This is a genomic window from Coleofasciculus sp. FACHB-1120, assembly GCF_014698845.1.
GTDB lineage: Bacteria > Cyanobacteriota > Cyanobacteriia > Cyanobacteriales > FACHB-T130 > FACHB-T130.
Genome location: NZ_JACJTV010000029.1, coordinates 16960 through 38485, shown reverse-complemented (window position 1 = coordinate 38485; position 21526 = coordinate 16960). Strand labels below are relative to the sequence as shown.

Annotated in this window: 14 protein-coding genes; 6 read left to right on the top strand and 8 right to left on the bottom strand. The window is 48.8% G+C overall.

Features of this window, described 5'->3' with window-relative positions; translation table 11 throughout:
• Positions 1-11: 11 nt before the first annotated feature.
• The 6 genes from H6H02_RS20985 to H6H02_RS26780 form a co-directional block, all read right to left on the bottom strand.
• Positions 12-1220, bottom strand: coding sequence for a tetratricopeptide repeat protein (locus H6H02_RS20985; RefSeq protein ID WP_190821367.1), 1209 nt, complete (start codon positions 1218-1220; stop codon positions 12-14).
• A 142-nt stretch (positions 1221-1362) separates the two neighbouring features.
• Positions 1363-2502 carry a Gfo/Idh/MocA family oxidoreductase gene (locus tag H6H02_RS20980; protein WP_190821365.1) on the bottom strand — a complete coding sequence of 380 codons (1140 nt, stop codon included), beginning with the start codon at positions 2500-2502 and terminating at the stop codon, positions 1363-1365.
• Positions 2499-3476 (bottom strand): glutathione synthase, encoded by a 978-nt coding sequence (gene gshB / locus H6H02_RS20975; protein ID WP_190821363.1) that lies wholly within the window; start codon positions 3474-3476, stop codon positions 2499-2501. Before gshB ends, H6H02_RS20980 begins: the two co-directional genes overlap by 4 nt.
• Positions 3477-3572: 96 nt before the next feature.
• Positions 3573-3836 (bottom strand): glutaredoxin 3, encoded by a 264-nt coding sequence (gene grxC, locus H6H02_RS20970; RefSeq protein ID WP_190667338.1) that lies wholly within the window; start codon positions 3834-3836, stop codon positions 3573-3575.
• A gap of 278 nt (positions 3837-4114) precedes the next feature.
• Positions 4115-4984, bottom strand: a complete 870-nt coding sequence (locus H6H02_RS20965) for a 2OG-Fe(II) oxygenase (protein WP_190821361.1) — start codon at positions 4982-4984, stop codon at positions 4115-4117.
• 159 nt (positions 4985-5143) lie between these two features.
• The gene (locus H6H02_RS26780) at positions 5144-6196 is read right to left on the bottom strand and encodes a PEP-CTERM sorting domain-containing protein (protein WP_199329412.1); all 1053 of its coding nucleotides are present in this window, start codon (positions 6194-6196) and stop codon (positions 5144-5146) included.
• 1948 nt (positions 6197-8144) lie between these two features.
• Here H6H02_RS26780 and H6H02_RS20955 point away from each other — a divergent pair.
• From H6H02_RS20955 to secA, 5 genes are all read left to right on the top strand, one after another.
• Positions 8145-9047, top strand: a complete 903-nt coding sequence (locus H6H02_RS20955; RefSeq protein ID WP_190821359.1) for an MBL fold metallo-hydrolase — start codon at positions 8145-8147, stop codon at positions 9045-9047.
• Between the two features lie 64 nt (positions 9048-9111).
• Positions 9112-10227, top strand: coding sequence for a bifunctional riboflavin kinase/FAD synthetase (locus H6H02_RS20950; RefSeq protein ID WP_190821357.1), 1116 nt, complete (start codon positions 9112-9114; stop codon positions 10225-10227).
• Between the two features lie 106 nt (positions 10228-10333).
• Positions 10334-11242, top strand: a complete 909-nt coding sequence (locus H6H02_RS20945) for a MoxR family ATPase (protein ID WP_190821355.1) — start codon at positions 10334-10336, stop codon at positions 11240-11242.
• A gap of 117 nt (positions 11243-11359) precedes the next feature.
• Positions 11360-11983, top strand: coding sequence for a diheme cytochrome C (locus H6H02_RS20940; RefSeq protein ID WP_190821352.1), 624 nt, complete (start codon positions 11360-11362; stop codon positions 11981-11983).
• Positions 11984-12229: 246 nt separating this feature from the next.
• The gene (secA, locus tag H6H02_RS20935) at positions 12230-15046 is read left to right on the top strand and encodes a preprotein translocase subunit SecA (protein WP_190821350.1); all 2817 of its coding nucleotides are present in this window, start codon (positions 12230-12232) and stop codon (positions 15044-15046) included.
• Positions 15047-15094: 48 nt separating this feature from the next.
• Here the strand turns inward: secA and H6H02_RS20930 are convergent, their stop codons facing one another.
• On the bottom strand, positions 15095-18088 hold the full coding sequence (locus tag H6H02_RS20930) for a GAF domain-containing protein (RefSeq protein WP_190821348.1): 2994 nt from the start codon (positions 18086-18088) through the stop codon (positions 15095-15097).
• Positions 18089-18475: 387 nt separating this feature from the next.
• On the opposite strand from H6H02_RS20930, the gene H6H02_RS20925 reads away from it, so the two are divergent.
• Entirely contained in the window at positions 18476-19648 is a 1173-nt protein-coding gene (locus tag H6H02_RS20925; RefSeq protein ID WP_190821346.1) for a quinone-dependent dihydroorotate dehydrogenase, read from the top strand.
• 66 nt (positions 19649-19714) lie between these two features.
• Here the strand turns inward: H6H02_RS20925 and H6H02_RS20920 are convergent, their stop codons facing one another.
• The gene (locus H6H02_RS20920) at positions 19715-20902 is read right to left on the bottom strand and encodes a PAS domain S-box protein (protein ID WP_199329410.1); all 1188 of its coding nucleotides are present in this window, start codon (positions 20900-20902) and stop codon (positions 19715-19717) included.
• Positions 20903-21526: the final 624 nt, after the last annotated feature.

The following is a 21526-nucleotide window of genomic DNA, read 5'->3' as shown; positions in this document are numbered from 1 at the left end:
TATCCTACTAGCTACAATTCACCAATCACTTTTTTAAACCGCTCATCTTGCCGAATTTGATAAAAACTTGATTCGTTTTTGGCATAGGTTTTAAATGTATTGGTATCGAGGTTAATTGCCTGTTCTAGAGAATCAATCGCTAAAGTCGCTTCGCCTTGTAGGGCACAGAAGCAAGCTTTGTTATACCAAGCATAAGGGTAGTGAGGATTGATTTCGATGGCTCTGTCACAACAGGCGATCGCTTCTTCGTACCGTTGCAATGCAGCGAGTGCCCCACTCCAATCAGTCCAGATAGCCGGGTTATCAGGTTTGATGACAATTGCTTGTTCGTAAGAAGCGATCGCTTCTTTATACTGTTGTAGACTTCCTAACGCCCAGGCTCGATGGTGCCACGCTTCCCCAAAATTGTGTTTTAGTTGAATGGCTTTATCATAGGAAGCGATCGCTTCTTCGTACTGTTGCGATTTGAGTAATTTATCACCTTTTTCGTAACAAGCGTGATGCGGACTCAGCACCCTACGAATTAGTAAAAAAACACCAATTGCTGCTACTAATAAAATGCCAGAATCTGCTTTAAAAGATGCGTATCCCTTCCATACCATCTCCATTGGGATATCAAGCAGCGTGGCAATTGTAAAAGCTGATTTCCAAAAAAGCTCATTTATCGGTTGTACGAATGAGAGCAGAAGGAAGAGAGCAATAATCCCATATTTACTCAACTTTCTCAGTTTAATCTGAGTTTGATTGGGCAACCACGGCTCGATGATGCCATAACCATCAAGCGGTGGAATTGGCAGCAAGTTGAACTGAATAACGGAGATTTGTAGAATAATTAGAAATGCTAAAGCTGGGCCAATCCAGTGTTCGCTGAATGGCGTCACCCAACCCAGCCAAAAGGGAATTGTGAGCAATAAAGTTACGATTACACTAGCGATGGGACCCGCTGCGGAGACAGCACTTTTCCACCAACGATTGCGTAATTGGCTTTGATTGATGTAAACTGCGGCACCCGGTAACGCAATCCCACCGATGAGAAGAAAGACGACGGGCAGAACCAAACTCAAGGTTGGATCGGTATATTTGAGCGGGTTCAGGGTCAAATACCCCTTATCTTTAACGGACGTATCCCCGCCCCAATAGGCAACCACCGCATGACCAAATTCGTGTATACAAACAGACACGATCCAGCCGAGACAGACGAAAACTGCGACAGGTAACATTGCTTGCCACCCTGAGGAAAAGCGGTTGAAAAGATGTTTTAATCTAACTCAGCCGCGAGTAAAATGCCAAAGTTGAACGGGAGCATCCCCTGAATTGCAAATACACGCCCGCACCCTAAAAGGTGTGGGCGTATTTTGACTGTCACGATAAGCGACTGGCAAGGAAAGTGTCCAAACTTGGCACATCCACCCAGCAACCCGTCTGATGGGATTCATGGGCTAAATCCATCAACAGCTGGGAATAAACTCCTTCTTGGAGGGATGGCGCGATCGCTTTCCCGGCGTCAATTGCCTGCACCCAGTTGTCTACAACTCGGATAAAAGGTGCCAGACGCCCATCCGTATAGGTTTGGGGAAACGCCAGCCGATGCGGAATTTCTAACTCAGCCAGAGGTTTACCCGCAGGTGCAGCCCAGAGGCGAAAACCATGTACGTAGTCTTTCTGATTTTCACTGCCCAAGACTAACGTACCGTGATCGCCATAGACTTCAATCCCGTGCGTCCGTGATGCATAGACTACCGAACTGATACACAGTTGGCAAGGCGTCCCATCTGCCAGTTCCAGCATCAGCATACACGTATCATCCGCATCCACCGGCTTCATTTCACCCGTGTTAGAGTCTGGACGAACAGAAATTCCTGTAATCAGCTGGGCACACAGTCGCCGCACGGGTGCAAACAACCAGCTAATGTAATCAAAAGCGTGAGAACCGACGGCTCCCAATGCTCCTCCTCCCTGGTCTTTCCGAGAATACCAGTTCCACGGGCGCGTGGCATCGGCACGACTCGACACCAGCCAATCAATCTTGATCAGGCGCTGTTGCCCCACATACCCTTCTGCTAAAAGTTCCGCAAATCGCTGCCATGCAGGGACAAAGCGAAATTCAAAATCGAGGGTAGCGATCGCGCCGTTTTCTTTCGCCAACTGATACAACTGACGTGCTTCAGTCGCAGACAGGGCTGTGGGTTTTTCTAATAATAAATGCTTCCCCGCTTGCAACACCGTCTTTGCCATTTCATAGTGCAAAAAGGGCGGCGTTGAAATACTGACAGCGGCGACATCCGGTAAGGCGACGATTTCTTCTAGGGTGTCGCAAGCGTGGGGAATATTCTGGGCAGAAGCGATCGCTCTCGCTTTATCCAAATCCCGGTTGTAAACGGCAACCACCTGAGTACGCGGATGTGCCTGGAATCCTGGGATGTGGATTTTCTGACCAAATCCAGTCCCTACCACTGCCACGCCAATCGGGTTCGATGCTTGGGCTGAATTGCTGAATGTCATGCAGGGTTTTCCGATCTAAACTTTTCCACCCATTCAATCACTTGATAGCCGAGACGGGTGCCATCAAGTCGGTCAATTTCTCGGATGCCAGTAGGACTGGTGACATTCACTTCCGTGAGGTAGCCGCCAATGACATCAATCCCGACAAAAATTAAACCATCCCGTTGCAGTGTAGGAGCCAGTTGGGCGCAGATTTCGCGCTCTCGTTGGGTAATTTCTGTCTGAGCCACTCTACCCCCGACTGCCATATTGCCGCGAAATTCCTTGCCTGTAGGAATGCGATTCACAGATCCAATCGGTTCGCCATTGAGCAAGATAATTCGCTTGTCTCCCTCTTTAGCGGCGGGTAAGTAAGTTTGCACCATCACCGGAACTCGTGCTTGAAGGGTACTGAGTTCTATTAGGGAATTAAAGTTGCGATCGCTCGGATCTAAAAATAAAATACCTTCCCCCGCCTTATTTCCCAACGGCTTCAGGATCGCCGCCCCTTTTGCCTCCAGAAACTGGCGGATCACCTGTTTATCCGCACTGACAATCGTTTCCGGAATCGCCTCCTTAAACTGGAGTGCGTACATTTTCTCGTTTGCCGCCCGCAGCCCATTGGGGGCGTTGATTACTAATGTTTTCGCTGGATCGATATAGTCCAGAATATAGGTGGCGTAGAGGTAAGGAACGGTCACTGGCGGATCGGTTCGCATGAAAACCGCGTCCATTGCCTCCAGCGGTTGCAAGACGCGATCGCCTACAGAAAACCATCGCGACTCTGCCACCCAGCGTCCTTCTACCAACTGCACTGGCGTCAGTTGCACCGGCTCCAGCAACGCCCAAGCCTTGCCATCCCCCACACTCAATAAATTCGCCTGAGTAATCCAAACTTCATGTCCCAGCGCTTGTGCTGCTTCCATCAGCGCCACACTGGTATCGTGACCGGGATCTAGGCGTTCGATGGGGTCAATAATAAAAGCAAGTTTCATGTTAGCTATCAGCTTTTTGTCTTTTGTCCATTGTCCGTTGTTCGCTGTCCGTTGTCCGCAAACAGTGACTCAGGACGAATAACGAATGACGAATGACTAGGCTGATTGTAGGAGTGGATCGAGCTTGCCTTGAGCTTCTAGCGCATAGGTATCATCGCAACCCCCAATATGCCGATCGTTGATAAAAACTTGAGGTACGGAACGCCGCCCATTTGAGCGTTTTGCCATCTCCGCCCGTGCCGCCTCATCCCCATCAATGCCGTATTCGATATAATCAACCCCTTTTTTATCGAGCAAAGCCTTGGCACGGATGCAGAAGGGGCAGCTGCTCCAGGTATAAATTTCCACTTTAGGAGCCATCTTGTCCTCAAATATTAAGTAATTTTTCTTGATCTTAGTCTAGTCAAACCCATCTATATTTTGTTTTCCGAGTAAAGTTGACTGAAAATCTTAGTTCGCTTAGTTAGCACGTCCCACACCGGAAGTCCCGCTCCACCCTAAAAAGCTCCCCGCTTAATCAAAGCGGAGAGCTTATTGTGGAAGTTTCCCAGAAATCAATCCTTAAGGGAAAAATAGCTGTTTAATATTGCTTAGCACTAAAGTTAGAGAAAGAAAATCTGGCTGAAGGCGCAAAAATATCAACGTCGAACCCATCCGTTAATCGTAAAGCGACTATCTGCAAAGGCTTTTGAGGGACATTTCACAGGCAAGACTTCATGCATATAGCGGCTGAGGAAAAGCACAATGCTATTATTACGAGGCTCAACTGTATTAAAGGAATCAGCCTTCACGTAAAAGTTATTTTCAATCTTGCTGTCGTAAATTAGTAGCTCTCCACCAGAGAAAAGTTTTGGTTCCTGGTAAAAGTAGTAAACATAGGTTAATTCTCTGGTAGCAGTATCTGGGCTACCATTATCATTGTGAACTTTGTAGTAATTTCCATCATTGTGAGAGGTTAATTGCGTCTCAATTTGAGATGCAGGAAATGATAGAATCCCTAATTTGCTAAATATATCCGGTAAAATTGCTCGCAGGCGATTGACGATCCGTTCTGAAAACTCAGGGAAAGAGTAGAGAGCCATAGACCGACGATAATCAGTCGCATCGGTTGAAATGCTGGTAGGGACAAAGGCTGACTCTTGTTGGAAGACGTAGTTGAGTAGTTGTTTTTGTTCCTCTTGGGTCAGAAAATTGTCAATTTGCACGTAGGGAGAAGCTAAAACATCCGTTGGTTGAGGTTTAAGTTCCTCTTGCATTACAAAAACAGAGGGTTCAGTAACTAGACCAATCAAATGTTCGCTTGGAAAACACAGAGAAGCGTGACCTTCATCGATTGGAATCTGGAACAACCCGTAAAAACCATTTTCTTGCTTGTAAGAGCGAGCCACAACAGTTTTTACCAAATTTTCCAGTAAAGGGGCGTCTGATTTTAAAAAGACAGTGTATTGATGTCCCCCTGCTAAGAGAAGTTTGACTTTTATATCCTTGACTTCAACAGATATTTTCATAAGCCTGTCCTACTTTAAAAGAGGCATTGCATTAGTATTTTTTAGCTCGAAGTAGATTCACCCTGAGGAAAAGCTCCTCACCCTATCGTCAGTGAGAAGCTCTTTTGGAAATATGTATCTCTACGGGAGGTACAACAGTCGCTCAACTAGCTCTTAACGCTACTGTGCGCTTGTCTTCCGTCTTTTGCCAAACCGCATGGCTGCAAAACTTGTCAGCATGAGTGCGCCCACTGTACCGGGTTCGGGTACTGGTACTGGTTTAGGGCTACTTTGAGGACCGCCGGTACCGCTAGTGCCGGAACCGTAGTCAATTTCCTTACCGCCATTACTGTAATCGACGCCGGTGGTGCCACCGGGTGTTGGTGCGGGTGCCGGGGCTGGTGCGGGTGCTGGCTCTGGGGCTGGTGCGGGTGCGGGTGCTGGAGCTGGTGCGGGCGCTGGAGCTGGTGCGGGCGCTGGAACTGGTGCGGGCGCTGGAGCTGGTGCGGGTGCCGGAGCTGGTGCCGGAGCTGGTGCGGGTGCGGGTGCCGGAGCTGGTGCCGGGGCTGGAGCGGGTGCCGGGGCTGGAGCGGGTGCCGGGGCTGGAGCAGGCGCTGGGGCTGGTGGAGCTGTTGCGATTAGTTTGCTGCTTCCCTCACGAGATTTTTCATTATTGCTAGTTCCTACGCTCATCACGCGCACTCCGAAGTCCTGACCGTAAAACTGAGCGAGGGTTAAAGCTGTTGTGGCATGGGACAGGGTAAAAACGGCCGTTTGAAAGTCGTCCTTACCGCCCTTTAAACCTGTGTCACCAATTTCTATGCCAAATTCAAATGAGTGATTGCCTCCATCGCCATTCAAATTAGCTTGACCAACAGTGCTAAGGTTGCCGCTGGTGTTATAGGCAGTCGTGGTTATTAATTGGTTTTTACCTGTTTGGTTCTGACCAACTACGCTCAGACCACTTAGGAGCGAGTTATCAAGAATGTTGAAGAAGACTCCACGTAGGTCGGCAAACGATACCTTCGTGTCAACCTCAATTTTAAACTGAACGTTGCCTGCACCTGCTATGGAGTCATCCAACGTAAAGTTGACCAGAGCATTAGAACCTGTGAAGGGAGAGGCGCTAAAAGTCATTGAGGCAGCATGGGCTGAAGAAAATGCAGAAGATGCGATCGCAACACCAGCAGCCAAGAAGGAATAACCAAGTAGAGTCGGGATTGTCCTTTTCATTGTAATTAAAACCTTTACCAATTTAAGAGTGAACTGAAGTTGCGCTATGGAATCTGCGATCTTTGCACTACAGTGCAAGGTTATATATCACAGGATGTTTAAACATCAATGAAATGCCTTGAAACTGTAGATTTCCCCTGACTTTTCTGAAAACTAATCATATTTCCTTTGCCGTAACTTCTACTGTAGAGAGTATTTTTGTGCTTGTCCATCGATTATTTAAAACTTCTTTATATCTTCATTTAAAGCCAATGCTAGATTGATTTATTGCTCGAATTGCGGCATTTGACTAGGCACTTACTTATAAATTTCACCGCGATTAAACCCGCTCTTCAAAGCTAGGAAACTATGCTGGCAAGCTATCCAGGCGATTGACAGCCAGATTTTTATTTTTGTAAGTCTTCTAAAAAACCGAGCTTTACTATTAAGTGTTTCACATTTACTGGTGTAATGCCTTCAGCAAAACCACGCGCTTATTTTGCTAAAAGAAATAACATCAAAGTTTTTTTAAGTATTTACCGAGTAAGAACACGAGGTTAAGTATTTTGGGCGGATTAATCCAATACCGAATTCATAAGTAAATATCTTTTGGCACTGATATTAATACGGATTTATTTAGCTTGTCGCGAAATAAATCCTGCTTGCTTTGAGTATTTACCGAGGGTAGACAGCCTACTTAAGGGTGAGCGTGCGAATCGCTGAAGCGACACTGCTGCTATACGGCATTAGGTTTAGATAAAATAAACAACGCTTAAAGCAAGTTGTGAGACCATTGCACCTTAATGTCACCTCACCTTAATATCGCCATACATAAATTCCCGAAAGTCCCTACTGGCAAGACTTGTGCTATCCCAAATCTGAAATCCAAAATCTAAAATGGAATGAGACAGCGTCATGATAGCGGTTCTCTCTGCCATTCCCTGCAAGGGTGTTATATCGGACAACTCCTAAGAAACACATTCATCCGCAACCGATGAATGTGTTTCTTAAGAGGACGAATAATTGTTCGCCCCTCCAGAGGTATGAACTTAACAGAGGGCGATAGTCTGCCCATGAGTCTGTTTATCAGTCTGCCCATCAACTTAAGCAATCTTGTTAAAGCAATCTCAGCAATGAGCTGGATACCCCGCTAGAAGTGGAGGAGTTTACTGATAAAAGCGTCTGAGCGCCATAGTGCCCGTTGCAAATATGCAAAAAGTGCCCGTCGCAAGAAGCGCTTGATTTGATGGCTCTGATATTTTGCTTTGAATTTTGCTTTGAATTGATGGGTACCATTCCCAAGGGCTACCCTCAATCTATCTGTGGGCAACCAGTTCAGGAGATCGTTGTGCTTCCAAGTCAACGCTAACTAGAGAAGTTGCTCTCAACTAAGCGTCAGGCAATCCAGGCTAAGACTTGGTAAGATCCATATAGAGAGGAAGAGGCAGACCACTCCTCTTAGGAAATTTTGCTTTCCAGGTGTGCAACTTCTTCGGTCTACACAAGACAAGTTCTGTTGTCTAGCGACTTATTTATATTTTGAGGTGAGCTAGATCACAGATTACTGTTGCACAAGTGCCAGACGTTTTTACAACTAAACTGCTAAGCTTTTTAAATTAATCAAAAAGCTAGCGCCCTCCTAGTTCGGATGCGTGTCCTACCAGAGGCAGTAGCGCAACCTAAAAAGTTTCCTTAAGAAACGCTTGCCAAAGCGGTATCTTCAATCATGCTAGGGAGAAGTTTTGAGTCATACTCAAATAGAAGAATAGGGTCTTCTGCCGGATCACTCTCTAGTACGTCAGCAGCTGAATTGTTGAGCCGGGTTTGGCAACCGAGGCTTTTTGAGATTGGCTGGACTGTCCTCAAGCAGGCACGATCGCTATATCGCGCAGGCTTCTGGCACAAACTATATGAACAATCAGTAAAACCTTTTTGATGAACTGCGATCGGAATCCTACAGGCAACACCCATGTCTAGCATGAAAGACCTATTCACAATTCACTTTTGGGGAGTAAGAGGAAGTATCGCCTGTCCAGGACCGGAGACAGTCCGGTATGGAGGCAATACGCCTTGTGTTGAGATGAGAGTGGGTGGTGAACGCCTGATTTTCGATGGCGGCACTGGCCTGCGAGTGTTAGGGCAATCCCTGCTATCTCAAATGCCGGTGGAAGCTTATATGTTCTTCACCCACTCCCACTGGGACCACATTCAAGGGTTTCCTTTCTTTGTTCCTGCTTTTATTAAGGGGAATTGCTTTCATATTCATGGAACCGTTGCTCCGAACGGTTCGACGATTGAGCAGCGCCTGCGCGACCAAATGCTCCACCCAAATTTTCCCGTGCCCTTACAAATCATGGGAGCCGATTTGAAATTCTACGATTTACCAATCGGGCAAAAGGTACAGATTGGAGAAATTACAGTCGAAAATGCCCTGTTGAATCATCCTGGGGAAGCTGTGGGCTACCGTGTCAACTGGCGGGGGTGTGCTGCCGCCTACGTGACCGATACAGAACATTCTCCGACTCGTATGGATGAAAAAGTTTTGTGGCTGGCTCGGAATGCCGATGTCCTGATTTATGATGCTACCTACACGGATGAGGAATACGACTCACCCAAGTCTTCTAAAGTAGGTTGGGGACATTCGACCTGGCAGGAAGCGGTGAAAGTGGCTCGTGCCGCGAATGTGAAAAAACTGGTGATCTTCCACCACGATCCGTTGCACAATGATGATTTTCTCGACCGGATTGGCGAACAGGTGGCGCAAGAGTTTCCCGAAGCGATGATGGCACGAGAAGGTCTGTCAATTCAGCTAGTGCCACAGAATCATCTGCCAAATGCGATCGCTGTCCAAGAAGCGGGGGTTTCTGCCTAAATTGGTCATGGGCTAATCCCTAATGACTAATGATGAACGACTAAACTATGTAAAAATGTAAAGCGTGTGGGTAACTTCTTCTCCTGACACTGCTCTAAAACCAACCGCTGTTGCTTTGGGAAACTTTGACGGTGTGCATCGCGGGCATCAACAGGTCGTCAAACCGATTTTGAAGGTTTCTGACGCTCCGGGTGTACCGACGCTTCCTCCATCGTCCCTTCCTCGGCGGTTAAACTACCATTGGCAAAGCCAGAGTCAGGATACGGAACGGTCGCCTGAGACGAAAATCCTCAGTTCAGATGAACATCCCCTCGCTACAGTTGTGACGTTTAACCCGCATCCGCGAGAGTTTTTTACAGGTCAACGTCGAGGACTGCTGACACCCCGACCCGAAAAAGTAAGACAACTAGAGGCATTGGGTGTGGAACAGCTGGTGTTATTGCCGTTTAATCGGGAACTGGCTGATTTGAGTCCGCAGCAGTTTGTAGAAAAGATTTTGGTGCGACAACTCCGAGCGCAAAGTGTCAGTGTCGGAGAGGATTTTCGCTTTGGGTGCCAAAGAACCGGAACAGGGGCGGACTTAAAAGCGATCGCGCACTCTTATGGCATTCCTGTCACCTTAGTGCCGTTGCAAACCTGTGAAGGCGAACGGATTAGCAGTTCAGTCATCCGTCAGGCCCTCCAAGAAGGAGACTTACCGCAGGCAAACCGGCTATTAGGGCGTCCTTACACGCTCACCGGCTTCGTCGTGAAAGGGCAACAACTGGGCAGAACCATTGGGTTTCCTACCGCCAACCTGCAACTTCCTTCAGAAAAGTTTTTACCCCGGCAGGGCGTTTATTGTGTCAGAGTTTATAGCGAAACCGAAGATGATTCGGAAACCACCGGGCAAACAGGAACCGGGAATGGGGAAGCCAAAGTAGCGGCGGAGGGTTGTTCCTTGCCAATAGAGGGCATCGGCGTGATGAATATTGGCAATCGCCCCACCGTGGACGGGACCACCTCCACAGTAGAAGTTCACTTGTTAGATTGGGCCGGAGATTTATATGGAAAGACCCTAACTGTGAGTTTGGAACAGTTTTTGCGCCCCGAACAAAAATTTGCTTCTCTAGACGCCCTCAAGACGCAAATACACGCAGACTGTGAGGCAGCAAGAGCCTTTTTAAGGGTGAATAGCTAAGCAGTTTTATTTGTCCATACTCAATCGTCATTAGTCATTGTCACTGTTCGCGGACAATGGACAATGGATAAATTCACTACCGACGAATGACTCAAAAATAACCACTATGAGACAACGTATTGAACAGCTGACGCAGAATCTGGGTCGCACGGTTGTCGGCAAAACTGATGCCATTCGCTTAGTGCTGGTAGCACTTCTTTCCGGTGGTCATGCCCTCTTGGAGGATGTCCCTGGCGTTGGTAAAACCCTGCTGGCTAAATCGCTGGCACGTTCGATTGATGGGAAGTTTCAACGCATTCAATGTACCCCGGATCTTTTGCCCACTGATATCACTGGCACGAATATCTGGAATCCCGCCGGACGCGAGTTTGAATTTCTGCCGGGACCTGTGTTTGCGAATGTGCTGCTGGCAGACGAAATTAACCGCGCTACGCCCCGCACCCAATCAGCTTTATTAGAAGTGATGGAAGAGCGACAAGTCACCGTCGATGGGGTTTCTCGCAGCGTACCGAATCCGTTTTTTGCGATCGCAACTCAGAACCCAATTGAGTATCAGGGCACGTTTCCCTTGCCAGAAGCCCAAATGGATCGCTTCACAGTTTCCTTAACTTTGGGCTATCCCAGCGAACAAGAAGAACTCCAAATGCTGCAACGGCTTGCGAAAGGCGTCACGGTAGAAGATTTACAGCCCTGTATTTCCCTAGAAGACGTGCTGGAGTTACGGCGTCTGTGTGGTGGGGTGAAGGTAGAGGCGTCTTTGCAACAGTACATTATCGATTTGGTGCGGGCGACTAGGGAAGATGAAGAAATTACCCTGGGTGCCAGTCCTCGCGGTACAGTTGCCTTGCAGCGAAGTACCCAAGCACTGGCTTTTTTGGAAGGGCGGGATTATGCTATTCCCGATGATGTGAAGTTCCTGGCACCTCACGTCCTTTCCCATCGTCTCATTCCATCAGGCGGTCGCCGTGCTAAGACGATTGTGGAGCGTCTGCTGCGCTCGATTCCGATTCCATAGACTTTTGTCCTTGGTCAGTTGTCTTTTGGTAGTAGGTAGTCGGTAGCAGGTAGTTGGTGAATTAACTCACAACCCACAACCCACGACCCATTACCCATTACCCAAGCACCCGTTATTATGCCAAAGCTTGTCCGGTCAAAAACCCGCTCCCGCGCTTTCCCAGGGCGAGAAGCCGCGCCTAGGGGCATCCGCAAGCGATCGCTATTTACTTTATTTTTGCTCCTCTTAGTCTGGAGCATCATCTTGGGCTGGGGAATGGCAATGGCAATGGACGTTCAGAGCAAAGTACCTATCGCCCAAATGTCAACAGCCACAGAAAATCGTGCAGCGACAGAAACAATTGGCACCGTCGATCCCGTTATCAGTCGCCTCGAATTGGGACAACAACTTTACGTGGATAACTGTTCCACCTGTCACATTGCCGTCCCCCCAGCCGTTCTGCCGATGGAAACCTGGAAAAATCTGCTGCAAGAGACTCACCAACATTACGGGAAGCAGTTGCCGCGCATCATCACTCCCTCGCTTTTACTGATTTGGGATTACGTGCGGACTTACTCTCGCCCCCAACTAGAAAAAGAAAACGTGCCCTATCGGGTTACAGAATCTCGCTATTTAAAAGCACTTCATCCTCGCGTCGAACTGCCCCAGCCCGTAAAACTCTCCAGTTGTGTCACCTGTCACCCTGGCGCTAATCAATACAACTTCCGTGATCTAACCGCTGAATGGGAAAACTCACCCTAAAGTTAGACGGGATGCCCGTACCATCTCAGCCTAAGTGGAAATGATACGATGATTGATAAATGCCGAAGGTCGTTGAAGGCATAAAACCGCAAGTCAGAAAGATGAATAAAGTAGGACTTCTCCGCTGACTTCTGACTTCTGACTCCTAAGTTCATCCTTCATCCTTCATCCTGCGAAGAAAGCACCGCTATACGCGACAGCGAATCGCTATCATCCTTCATCCTTCTAAAGTCTCCTTTTGCTGCTATGTTTAAAAAATTACTAGGCGATCCCAACGCACGCAAGCTCAAAAAATACCAACCTTATGTTGTAGATATCAACCTCTTGGAGGAAGACATCCAAGCGCTGTCCGACGAACAACTGACGGGCAAAACGGCAGAATTTAAACAGAGATTGGAGAAAACCAAGACAGCACGGGAACGCCAAGAACTATTGGATGAGTTGCTCCCAGAAGCTTTTGCAGTCGTGCGGGAAGCAGGGCGAAGAGTTTTGGGAATGCGCCACTTTGACGTGCAGATGCTCGGTGGGATTGTTCTGCACAAAGGTCAAATCGCCGAAATGAAAACCGGGGAGGGAAAAACCCTGGTATCTACCTTACCGGCTTACCTGAATGCCCTGACTGGCAAGGGCGTCCACGTAGTCACGGTCAACGACTACCTGGCGAGGCGCGACGCCGAGTGGATGGGCCAGGTGCATCGCTTCTTGGGCTTGAGCGTAGGACTGATTCAATCGGGAATGGGGCCAAACGAACGCCAGAAAAATTACGCCTGCGATATTACTTATGCCACGAACAGCGAACTAGGTTTTGATTACCTGCGCGACAACATGGCAACCTCAATGGCGGATGTGGTACAGCGTCCACCGAACTATTGCATCATCGACGAAGTAGACTCGGTGTTGATTGACGAGGCGCGGACGCCCCTGATTATTTCCGGGCAAGTCGAGCGTCCAACTGAGAAGTACCTGAAGGCGGCAGCGATCGCGTCGGCGCTGGAAAAGGAAGTTGAGAGCGACGGGAATAAGCAAGGGCATTACGAGGTAGATGAAAAAGCTCGTAACGTTCTGATGACGGATGAAGGGTTTGCTAGAGCAGAACAGTTGCTGGAAGTCAAGGATTTGTACGACCCCAACGATCCTTGGGCGCACTATATCTTTAATGCGATTAAGGCAAAAGAGCTGTTTAAAAAAGATGTAAACTATATCGTCCGCGATGGGGAAGTCGTGATTGTGGATGAGTTTACGGGGCGGGTACTCCCCGGTCGTCGCTGGAGTGACGGACTCCACCAAGCGATTGAGGCGAAAGAGCGGGTAGAAATTCAGAACGAAACGCAAACGCTCGCGACGATTACTTATCAAAATTTCTTCTTGCTGTATGAAAAGCTCGGCGGGATGACCGGAACGGCAAAGACAGAAGAAGCCGAGTTTGAGAAAATCTACAAACTGGAAGTTACGCAAATTCCCACCAATCGACCGAGCGGACGGGGGGATATGCCTGATGTCGTCTATAAGGTAGAGGCAGGGAAGTGGCGGGCGATCGCTGAAGAGTGTGCGGAAATGCACAAAGTAGGGCGACCCGTCCTTGTCGGAACAACCAGTGTGGAAAAATCGGAACTGCTGTCAACTCTTTTGAGTGAGCGAGAAGTGCCGCACAATCTGCTGAATGCCAAACCGGAAAATGTAGAGCGGGAGTCAGAAATCGTCGCTCAAGCCGGTCGCAAAGGAAAAGTGACGATTGCGACGAACATGGCGGGTCGCGGAACCGACATCATTTTGGGCGGGAATGCGGACTATATGGCACGCCTGAAGTTGCGGGAATACTTGATGCCCAAGATTGTGCAGCCGGAAGAAGAAGATAGTTTTGCCTTAAGCCAGGTGGCAGGAGGGTCAGGACGTGCGCCCGCACAGGGGTTTACTCCCGGAAAGAAGGTGAAAAGCTGGAAGGTTAGCCCGCAAATTTTCCCGACTCAGTTATCCAAGGATACGGAACAAAAACTGAAAAGTGCGGTAGATTTTGCCGTACAGCGATATGGAGAGCGGAGTCTGCCAGAGTTGGAGGCAGAGGATAAGCTAGCCGTTGCCTCAGAAAAAGCACCGACGGATGACGCAGTAATCCAAAGACTGCGAGAGGTTTACAACTTAATTCACAAAGAGTACGAACAATTTACAAGCGCCGAACACGCAGAAGTGATCCAGTTGGGCGGTTTACACGTTATCGGCACAGAACGCCACGAGTCGCGCCGGATTGACAACCAGTTGCGAGGTCGCGCCGGACGGCAGGGAGACCCAGGCTCGACGAAGTTTTTCTTGAGTTTGGAAGACAACCTGTTGCGGATTTTTGGTGGTGATCGCGTCGCGGGATTGATGGATCGATTGCGGGTAGAGGAGGATATGCCCATTGAATCCGGGATGCTAACCCGGAGTCTGGAAGGGGCGCAGAAAAAAGTCGAAACCTACTACTACGACATCCGGAAGCAGGTATTTGAGTACGACGAGGTGATGAACAACCAGCGTCGCGCTATCTATGCTGAACGCCGACGCGTCTTGGAAGGACTAGATTTGAAAGAACAGGTGATTCAGTATGCTGAGCGGACAATGGATGACATTGTGGAGGCTTACGTCAATCCAGAATTACCTTCGGAAGAATGGGATTTAAACAGCCTTGTTGCCAAGGTGAAAGAATTTGTCAATCTGTTGGCAGATTTGGAGCCGTCCCATCTAGAAGATATGAGCGTTGGGGAAATCAAAACTTTCTTGCAAGAAGAAGTGCGAAAAGCCTACGACCTCAAAGAATCGACCGTCGATCAAATTCAGCCTGGTTTGATGCGCCAAGCCGAGCGGTTTTTTATCTTGCAGCAAATTGATACCCTCTGGCGGGAACACCTACAAGCAATGGACGCCTTGCGTGAATCGGTAGGGTTGCGCGGCTACGGTCAAAAAGACCCCCTGATTGAGTACAAGCAGGAAGGGTATGAGATGTTTCTGGACATGATGACGGATATCCGCCGGAATGTGGTTTATTCGTTGTTCCAGTTCCAGCCGCAGGTTCAGCCGCAAGCAGTGTAAAAGAATTGAAAATTAAAAATTAAAAATTGAATGCCCAATTTTTAATTTTTAATTGACGATTGGGAGTAACAATTGAGTTAAATAGCGCTGTCCTTCAATCTCGTAAAACTGGAGATCGGCTCCAAAAGAGCGCCCGAAACGTTGGCAAATCTTCAGGGTCGGTTCGAGATGGAAACTCGCTCCTACGGGTGTTGTCAAATCAAAACTTTCCGAATCGGCCATTAACAATTCCACGAGGGAAGTGCTGTCTTCTAGGGAAATTTTGACTTCAGCCTTGAGATGAATCCGGCTGTTTGCGGTTGCCTTACGAGCCGCGATCGCTAACAGTTCGCAAAGAACGCATTCCAGCTTAAGCGGATCACTATAAACGTGGAGGTTGCTACTCACTCCTCCGATGGATACCTGAATCTGGCGCTGCTGGTAAAAAGGTTGAACGAACCAGAGCGATCGCTTTAGCACATTCACTAACGGCACCTTTGTCAGTCGGCGCTTCAGCTGCCACTGCTCCTCTTCCACGAGCGGGGCGAACTCCCCAAGGATATTCCCTAGCTCGCGGATGAGTTGTGAGGAGTGCATACGCGCTAAAGACTTATCTGGAGGATGCCCCTTAGAAGGTACAGAACTGTCTGCACGCTTGGTTGGTTCTCCCGCCGGGATATCTGATAAAGCAGCCCCGGCAAGTTGATTTAGGCGGCTAAGGCGATCGGCGGCAGCCTGATGCAGGCTTGCCATGCAACGATGTTTATACCAGTTCAGCTGTTCTAGGTTTCTAACTTGCCCGTACAGAGTGGCGTTTTCCAAAGCGTACTGGCGAATCCGAGCGAACTGTCCCATCAAGATTTCCACAACTGGAAATAAGTGTTCGGGCCACTGACGCTGGAGGCTATCTGCCAGCACAACAAGACCACCGGAAGGATGAAGGGGAGAATTAGTTTCCTCCTTCATCCTTGCGCCTTCATCCTGGGGGAGAGCCATGACCAGCAAGCAGCCAATACCGGGACTACTCAGCCATTGCCGGGATCTCCCTGGGATTTGCGTGCCCCGTTTTTCTAGAAGACCTTCGGTTGTTAGAGCTTCCTGAAGCAATGCATCGTTGAGTGGAACCGAGAGGTCTGGGGGAAGGGCAAAGCGCGAGTTTGCCATCACCGCTGCTGCCACCTTGGCGTTTTCAATCCGAGAATCTTTCCGGGTGCCTCCCCAAGTGAGCAACAGCGCTAGAGGAGATTCCAGCATCTCAGAGAGGAATTCCACCCAAGCCCGATCGAACCCGGCTGGGTCTGGCGGTGCCGATAAGAGAATCTTTAAGCCAGCCTGGAAGAAGGATTGAGCTGACTCTGAGAGTTGGGTGGAGGTTCTCATCTCTAAGGTGCGGACTGCCAAACTTAGTTGTTGGCTGACGATGCCTAGTAATTGGCGCTCGGTTTGGTTCCAAGTTCGGGGGGTGTTATGACCAATGACAACAAGCGGTAAGTTCTCTTTCGGGTCTGGGTCAAGCTCAGAGGCGTCGCGGCTGGACATCCGGCAGACTAAAAGCGATCGCACACCTAAACCCACCAAGCTTTCCCGCCAGCTACCCAGTCGCAGGTCTTGTTCCCAATCTTCAATCGACAGGGCTTCAGGGCTTTGCTCGATTAGCTGCCGGTCAGCACCTGTAACAACACTAAGGGCAGTGGTTAGGGGTCTTCTATTCAGTGGCTGACGCTGGTAAACAACCGAATAATTTTGTGTTTTCAGCTTTGAGTTTTGAGTTGAACCTGGAGTAATCGGGAATGGGTCGTCTTCTCGATTCCCAATTCCCGATGACCCACGACCACTTCTGGGTTGTTGCAGTACCAAAAAACGCTCTGCTCCCAGTCGCTTCAAGAGCATCTGGGCACACTCATCCAAGGCTTTCTCAGCGTCTGTGTTATCGGCGAGGATACGGGCACACTCTGCGACCAGTTGGGCGTCCTGTTGGGTGCGCTCAAGCGTTCCTTCTATCTCCTCACTTCCTGCCCCAAGGGAGATCAACTGGGCAGCCGCACGAATGTAGTTTTTTTCCGCTTCTTCCCAGATGCGAGCTTCATTTCCTTCCACCGCCAGAAAGCCGACCAGTTCCTGCTTTGCCCGAATCGGCGCAGCCAAGAGGGAGCGTGCCCGCAACCTGGAGAGCAAGCGCCCGGTTACTTCGGCTTTTAGGGGGCTTCTCCCCGCGCCAATAGCAATTAGCCGATTTTCATTCAGAGCTAGATAAAATTCGCCGACTTCTTGGACAGTGAGACCAGCAGCCGCGCTGGCGGTTGAGGAAGCCAGTCCCCTAGATGTCTGGCGGTTGCCGACTCGGTGCCAAAAGTAGCGTCGTTCCGGGGAATACCAGTAGACGCTGGTGCGAGTTGGCCCAATAAATTGCTGTGTCATGGCTACCACAGCCTCTAGGCGTTGATCCATCGCTGGCATCCGTGCCATCTGGTCTAGCACCTGAAAGAGCGGCTGGTCGGGGCGCTTGGTCGAGGAGTGTTGCCAGTCGAGTTCAATTTGGTACAGGGCGGCGGCTAATCCCCCAAATAGCATTGACATCTGGGCTTTTTCTCCCGGTCGAGGAGTTGCCCCCCACAAGGACGATCCCAGCAGCACGACACCAAAACAACGGTCTTTGCAGCGCAAAGGATAAAAAAACGCACCCTGAATTCCAAATTGTTGAGCTGCCCGACGCCATTCTCCCGCCCGCACTTCTTCGCTGAGATTCGGGACGCCGACGGATCGCTGCTGGATGACTACCTGCTCCAGAAGGTCGCCGGGACTCAGCGTAAACTTACTTTTGAGCAATTTGGTATCGCCGGTGGGAGTGACGCCGCCTTTGCCAAATAAACGGTGATCCAAGCGATCGTAGAGACCAATCCAAATTAGGCGATAGTCAAATTCGGAGGCAAGATAATTCAGGGTGGTTTCGATGAGAACGTCAACATTCTCCTCTTCCCGCATGGTCTGAAGGACGCGCCCCAAGGCAACAAGTTGGTTTTCGTAGTCCGCTGGACTTTGCTCTGGAGTGTGGTATTGATCCATGTTGTTTAACCGCGACCCGACCCCGCAGCGATCGTGCGATCGCTTGTCAGATGTCTCAGATGAAAATTAGAACTGTTAGCGTAGCGACGCTCTACTCACAGATTGCGTGCAAAAACCAGAGAGTCCCAAAAGTAAAATAGATTTTCATCTTAATTCGTTTTCGTTGTGAGACTTCGCTGGTGGGTGAGGGTCTTGAAAGTCGGAAGTCGGGCGTCAGGGAAAGAGACTTTCATGTTTTCGGTGTGAACTTTGTTTGTGGGTGCCTCTAGGAAAGCTTGTAATATCTAGAATGCCCTTATTACTTCGAGGATAGTCGGTTGTCAATGGTTAGTTGTTATTGTTTTCTTTCTTGCCAATGACTAATGATTAATGCCGAATGATTAAATTATGGATATCTATCAACTCGCAATTCGTCCAGCGTTATTTTCTGGATTGAAAGCCGATCCAGAATGGTTGCATCAACAAACGCTTCATCTGTTCAGCACTCTTGCCCACTCGCCTTCTCATCCCCCCAAAAGCTGGATTGTTAGACAATTACAGCAATCTTACGCCAAGAGAGATGTTCGATTAGAACAAACCCTGTGGAAGCTAAAATTCCCCAATCCAGTAGGTTTAGCCGCTGGATTTGATAAGGATGGCGTCGCGGCTGGGATTTGGCCTAGTCTCGGCTTCGGCTTTGCGGAACTCGGCACCGTAACCTTACACGCGCAATCGGGAAACCCCCGTCCTCGCTTGTTTCGCTTGCCGATGGACAAAGCTGCCCTCAACCGGATGGGATTTAATAACCAAGGGGCGGCGGCAATGGCGCAAACGTTGGAAAGTTGGAAAGGGGAAAAGTTGAAAGTTGAAAATTCCAACCTTCAACCTTCAACCTTGAACACTCCCCTAGGAATTAATCTAGGTAAATCTAAGATAACGCCACTAGAGGATGCTGCTGCTGACTATCGGGGTAGTTTTCGCCTTTTGAAGGATTTTGGAGATTACTTTGTCGTTAACGTTAGCTCACCGAATACACCGGGATTGCGAAGTCTCCAGTCCTCGGAGCAACTGAGTTTGATTCTAGATGCCTTGCAACAGGAAAATCAGGGGCAAAAACCTTTACTGGTAAAGATTGCCCCTGATTTGGAGTGGGAAGCGATCGCTTCTGTCATTGAACTTGCTAAAAACTATCACCTGGCTGGGATCATCGCCACTAACACTACTATCCGCCGAGATCATCTAAAAACCCAGATCCTTTCCCCAACAGGTAAACCCGTGAGTGAAGAAGCCGGGGGAATCAGCGGTGCCCCTTTACGAGAACGTTCTACCGAAGTCATTCGCTTTATCTTCACGCAAACACAAGGTCAACTACCCATTATCGGTGTCGGCGGTATCTTCACCGCCCAAGATGCTTGGGAGAAAATTGCTGCGGGTGCCAGCCTGATTCAGGTTTACACTGGCTGGATTTATGAAGGCCCTTGGATGGTACGCCGGATTCTGGAGGGTCTGTTGCAAAAATTACAGGAACACAGCTTAGCTTCCCTCTCTGACGCCGTTGGCATAGACAATCTTCAGACTTGATTTCAAGTTACCGGCTGTTACTGGTTAATCAACAAACAACTAATAACTTACCCCTAACCGCTTATTCTAAATACTTCCCTCTTTCAGGATAATGTGGTACTTGGAGTCAAAGGAAATCTTCCCTTCTTGCTGTAACTTCCCTAACAGACGGGTAATCGTCACTCTGGTGACACAGCAGGCATTGGCAAGGTCTTGATGGGTGAGACGAACGCTCAAACGAGTTCCCTGCGCCACAGGTTCACCAACTTCCTGTTTCAGCAGCAACAATAGATTCTGCAAGCGGTCTTGCAATCGTCGCTGACCTGAAATCGCCAAGAGCGATTCTGTCTGCCGCAATCGCAAATTAATTTTCGGTAAAAGAGTCTGGGCAAGATGAGGGGAGGCTGCTATCTCTGAGACGGAAATGCTAACTATCTGCACCTCCGAGACAGCGATCGCTTGATAGGTTGACAGGGCAGTTAAACAAGAGCCAAAGGGCATGGAGGGACCGACTAACCCCACTAGCACCTCTTCACAATTGTCACTCATCGTACTCAGCTTCACCAAACCCCGACACACTAACCACAGGTTTTGCGGGTCGAGAGGAATGATTTCTCCTTTGGAGTAAGCCTGCACAGGGCGATCTTGCTTAAGGTCGTAGTTATTCTTTTCTAGCGCCTTCTCTACTCGCTTGCGCTCGGTGATATCGCGGATCAGCCAGCGCAATGTCACTGCTTTGCCGTCCCCATTGTGACTGGTGGCGACTGTTATCCCCGCGTCAAAAATCTCACCTTTACGGGGCTGTAAGCGTAATGTCCACTCATATACTCGTTGCTGCTCATGCAGTCGCGTCAGTTCATTCCGAAAGATTCGGCGTTCTTCCTGAGGAATAAAGATGACTAGCGGTTTGCCTACTAGGAACTCTGGCGACACGTTGAGCAGTTTAGCCGCAGCGCGGTTGGCTTCTCTAATTGTCCCTTCTGCATCTGTCACCAGGTAGCCCTGCGGTGCCAACTCGAATAGTTCTTGGTAGCGGTGGCGCTCCGTTTCCAACGCTTCTCGTGCCGCTGCAAGTTCCTCATTCTGCTGGCGTAGTTCCTCTAGCGCCACTTGTAGCGTTTCTGAGGCGATGCCCAATTCCTTGAAGGCGACTGGCAGCAGCTCTGGCTGAGGTTTCGGTGGAGCAATGGTTGCCCCTTTGTACAGCTCAGCTAATCGCCAGTTAATCTGCTGAATTTGTTGGGCAAATAAGTTCACATTTATGTCATTTTTCATAGTTTCACTTTCACCAAGGGCATGATTCAGAACTTTTTACCCTATATCAAGTTCACCGCTTTCTTCTTTTTAGCATTCCTTGCTCTGCTTACTACCTTCCGAAAGAGACAATCCTGGCTCCCCCTATTGATCTATTTCTTGGATGGATTAAATATAGAAATAGAAGTTAAAAGTAAATTTTATTTAAATAATGTATAGTAAAGATTATTTTTTGAAATAATTGAGATAATTAGGCTTTTATAAATAAGGATTGAGCAATAAATCCCTGATGTACAACATCCTCTATAGCCGTTCTAAATGATTTAGGAAGGCGAGACCCCCACTTGTTGAAGAAGTTAAAGAAGCTGAGGATCTGAGGAGCTGGCATCTCACACTCAACTAGGATTGCTATAGTACGGAACTGAGCGCCAGCCTAGTCAAGCAAAAAGAAGATTTTTCCTCTCCTTTGCATACGCTGCGCGATCGCTTCATATATCTAATATCCCCTAAGCACCACTTCCTGAAGGAACGCCATCAAAGATTCGCCTCCAAAGTAGAGTTTTAGAAAAGTGGCACGGGATGTTAAAAGACAAGTTTTTCAAGAACCCAATCAAAACTCTTTGGAATTCTCAAGACAAATAAATC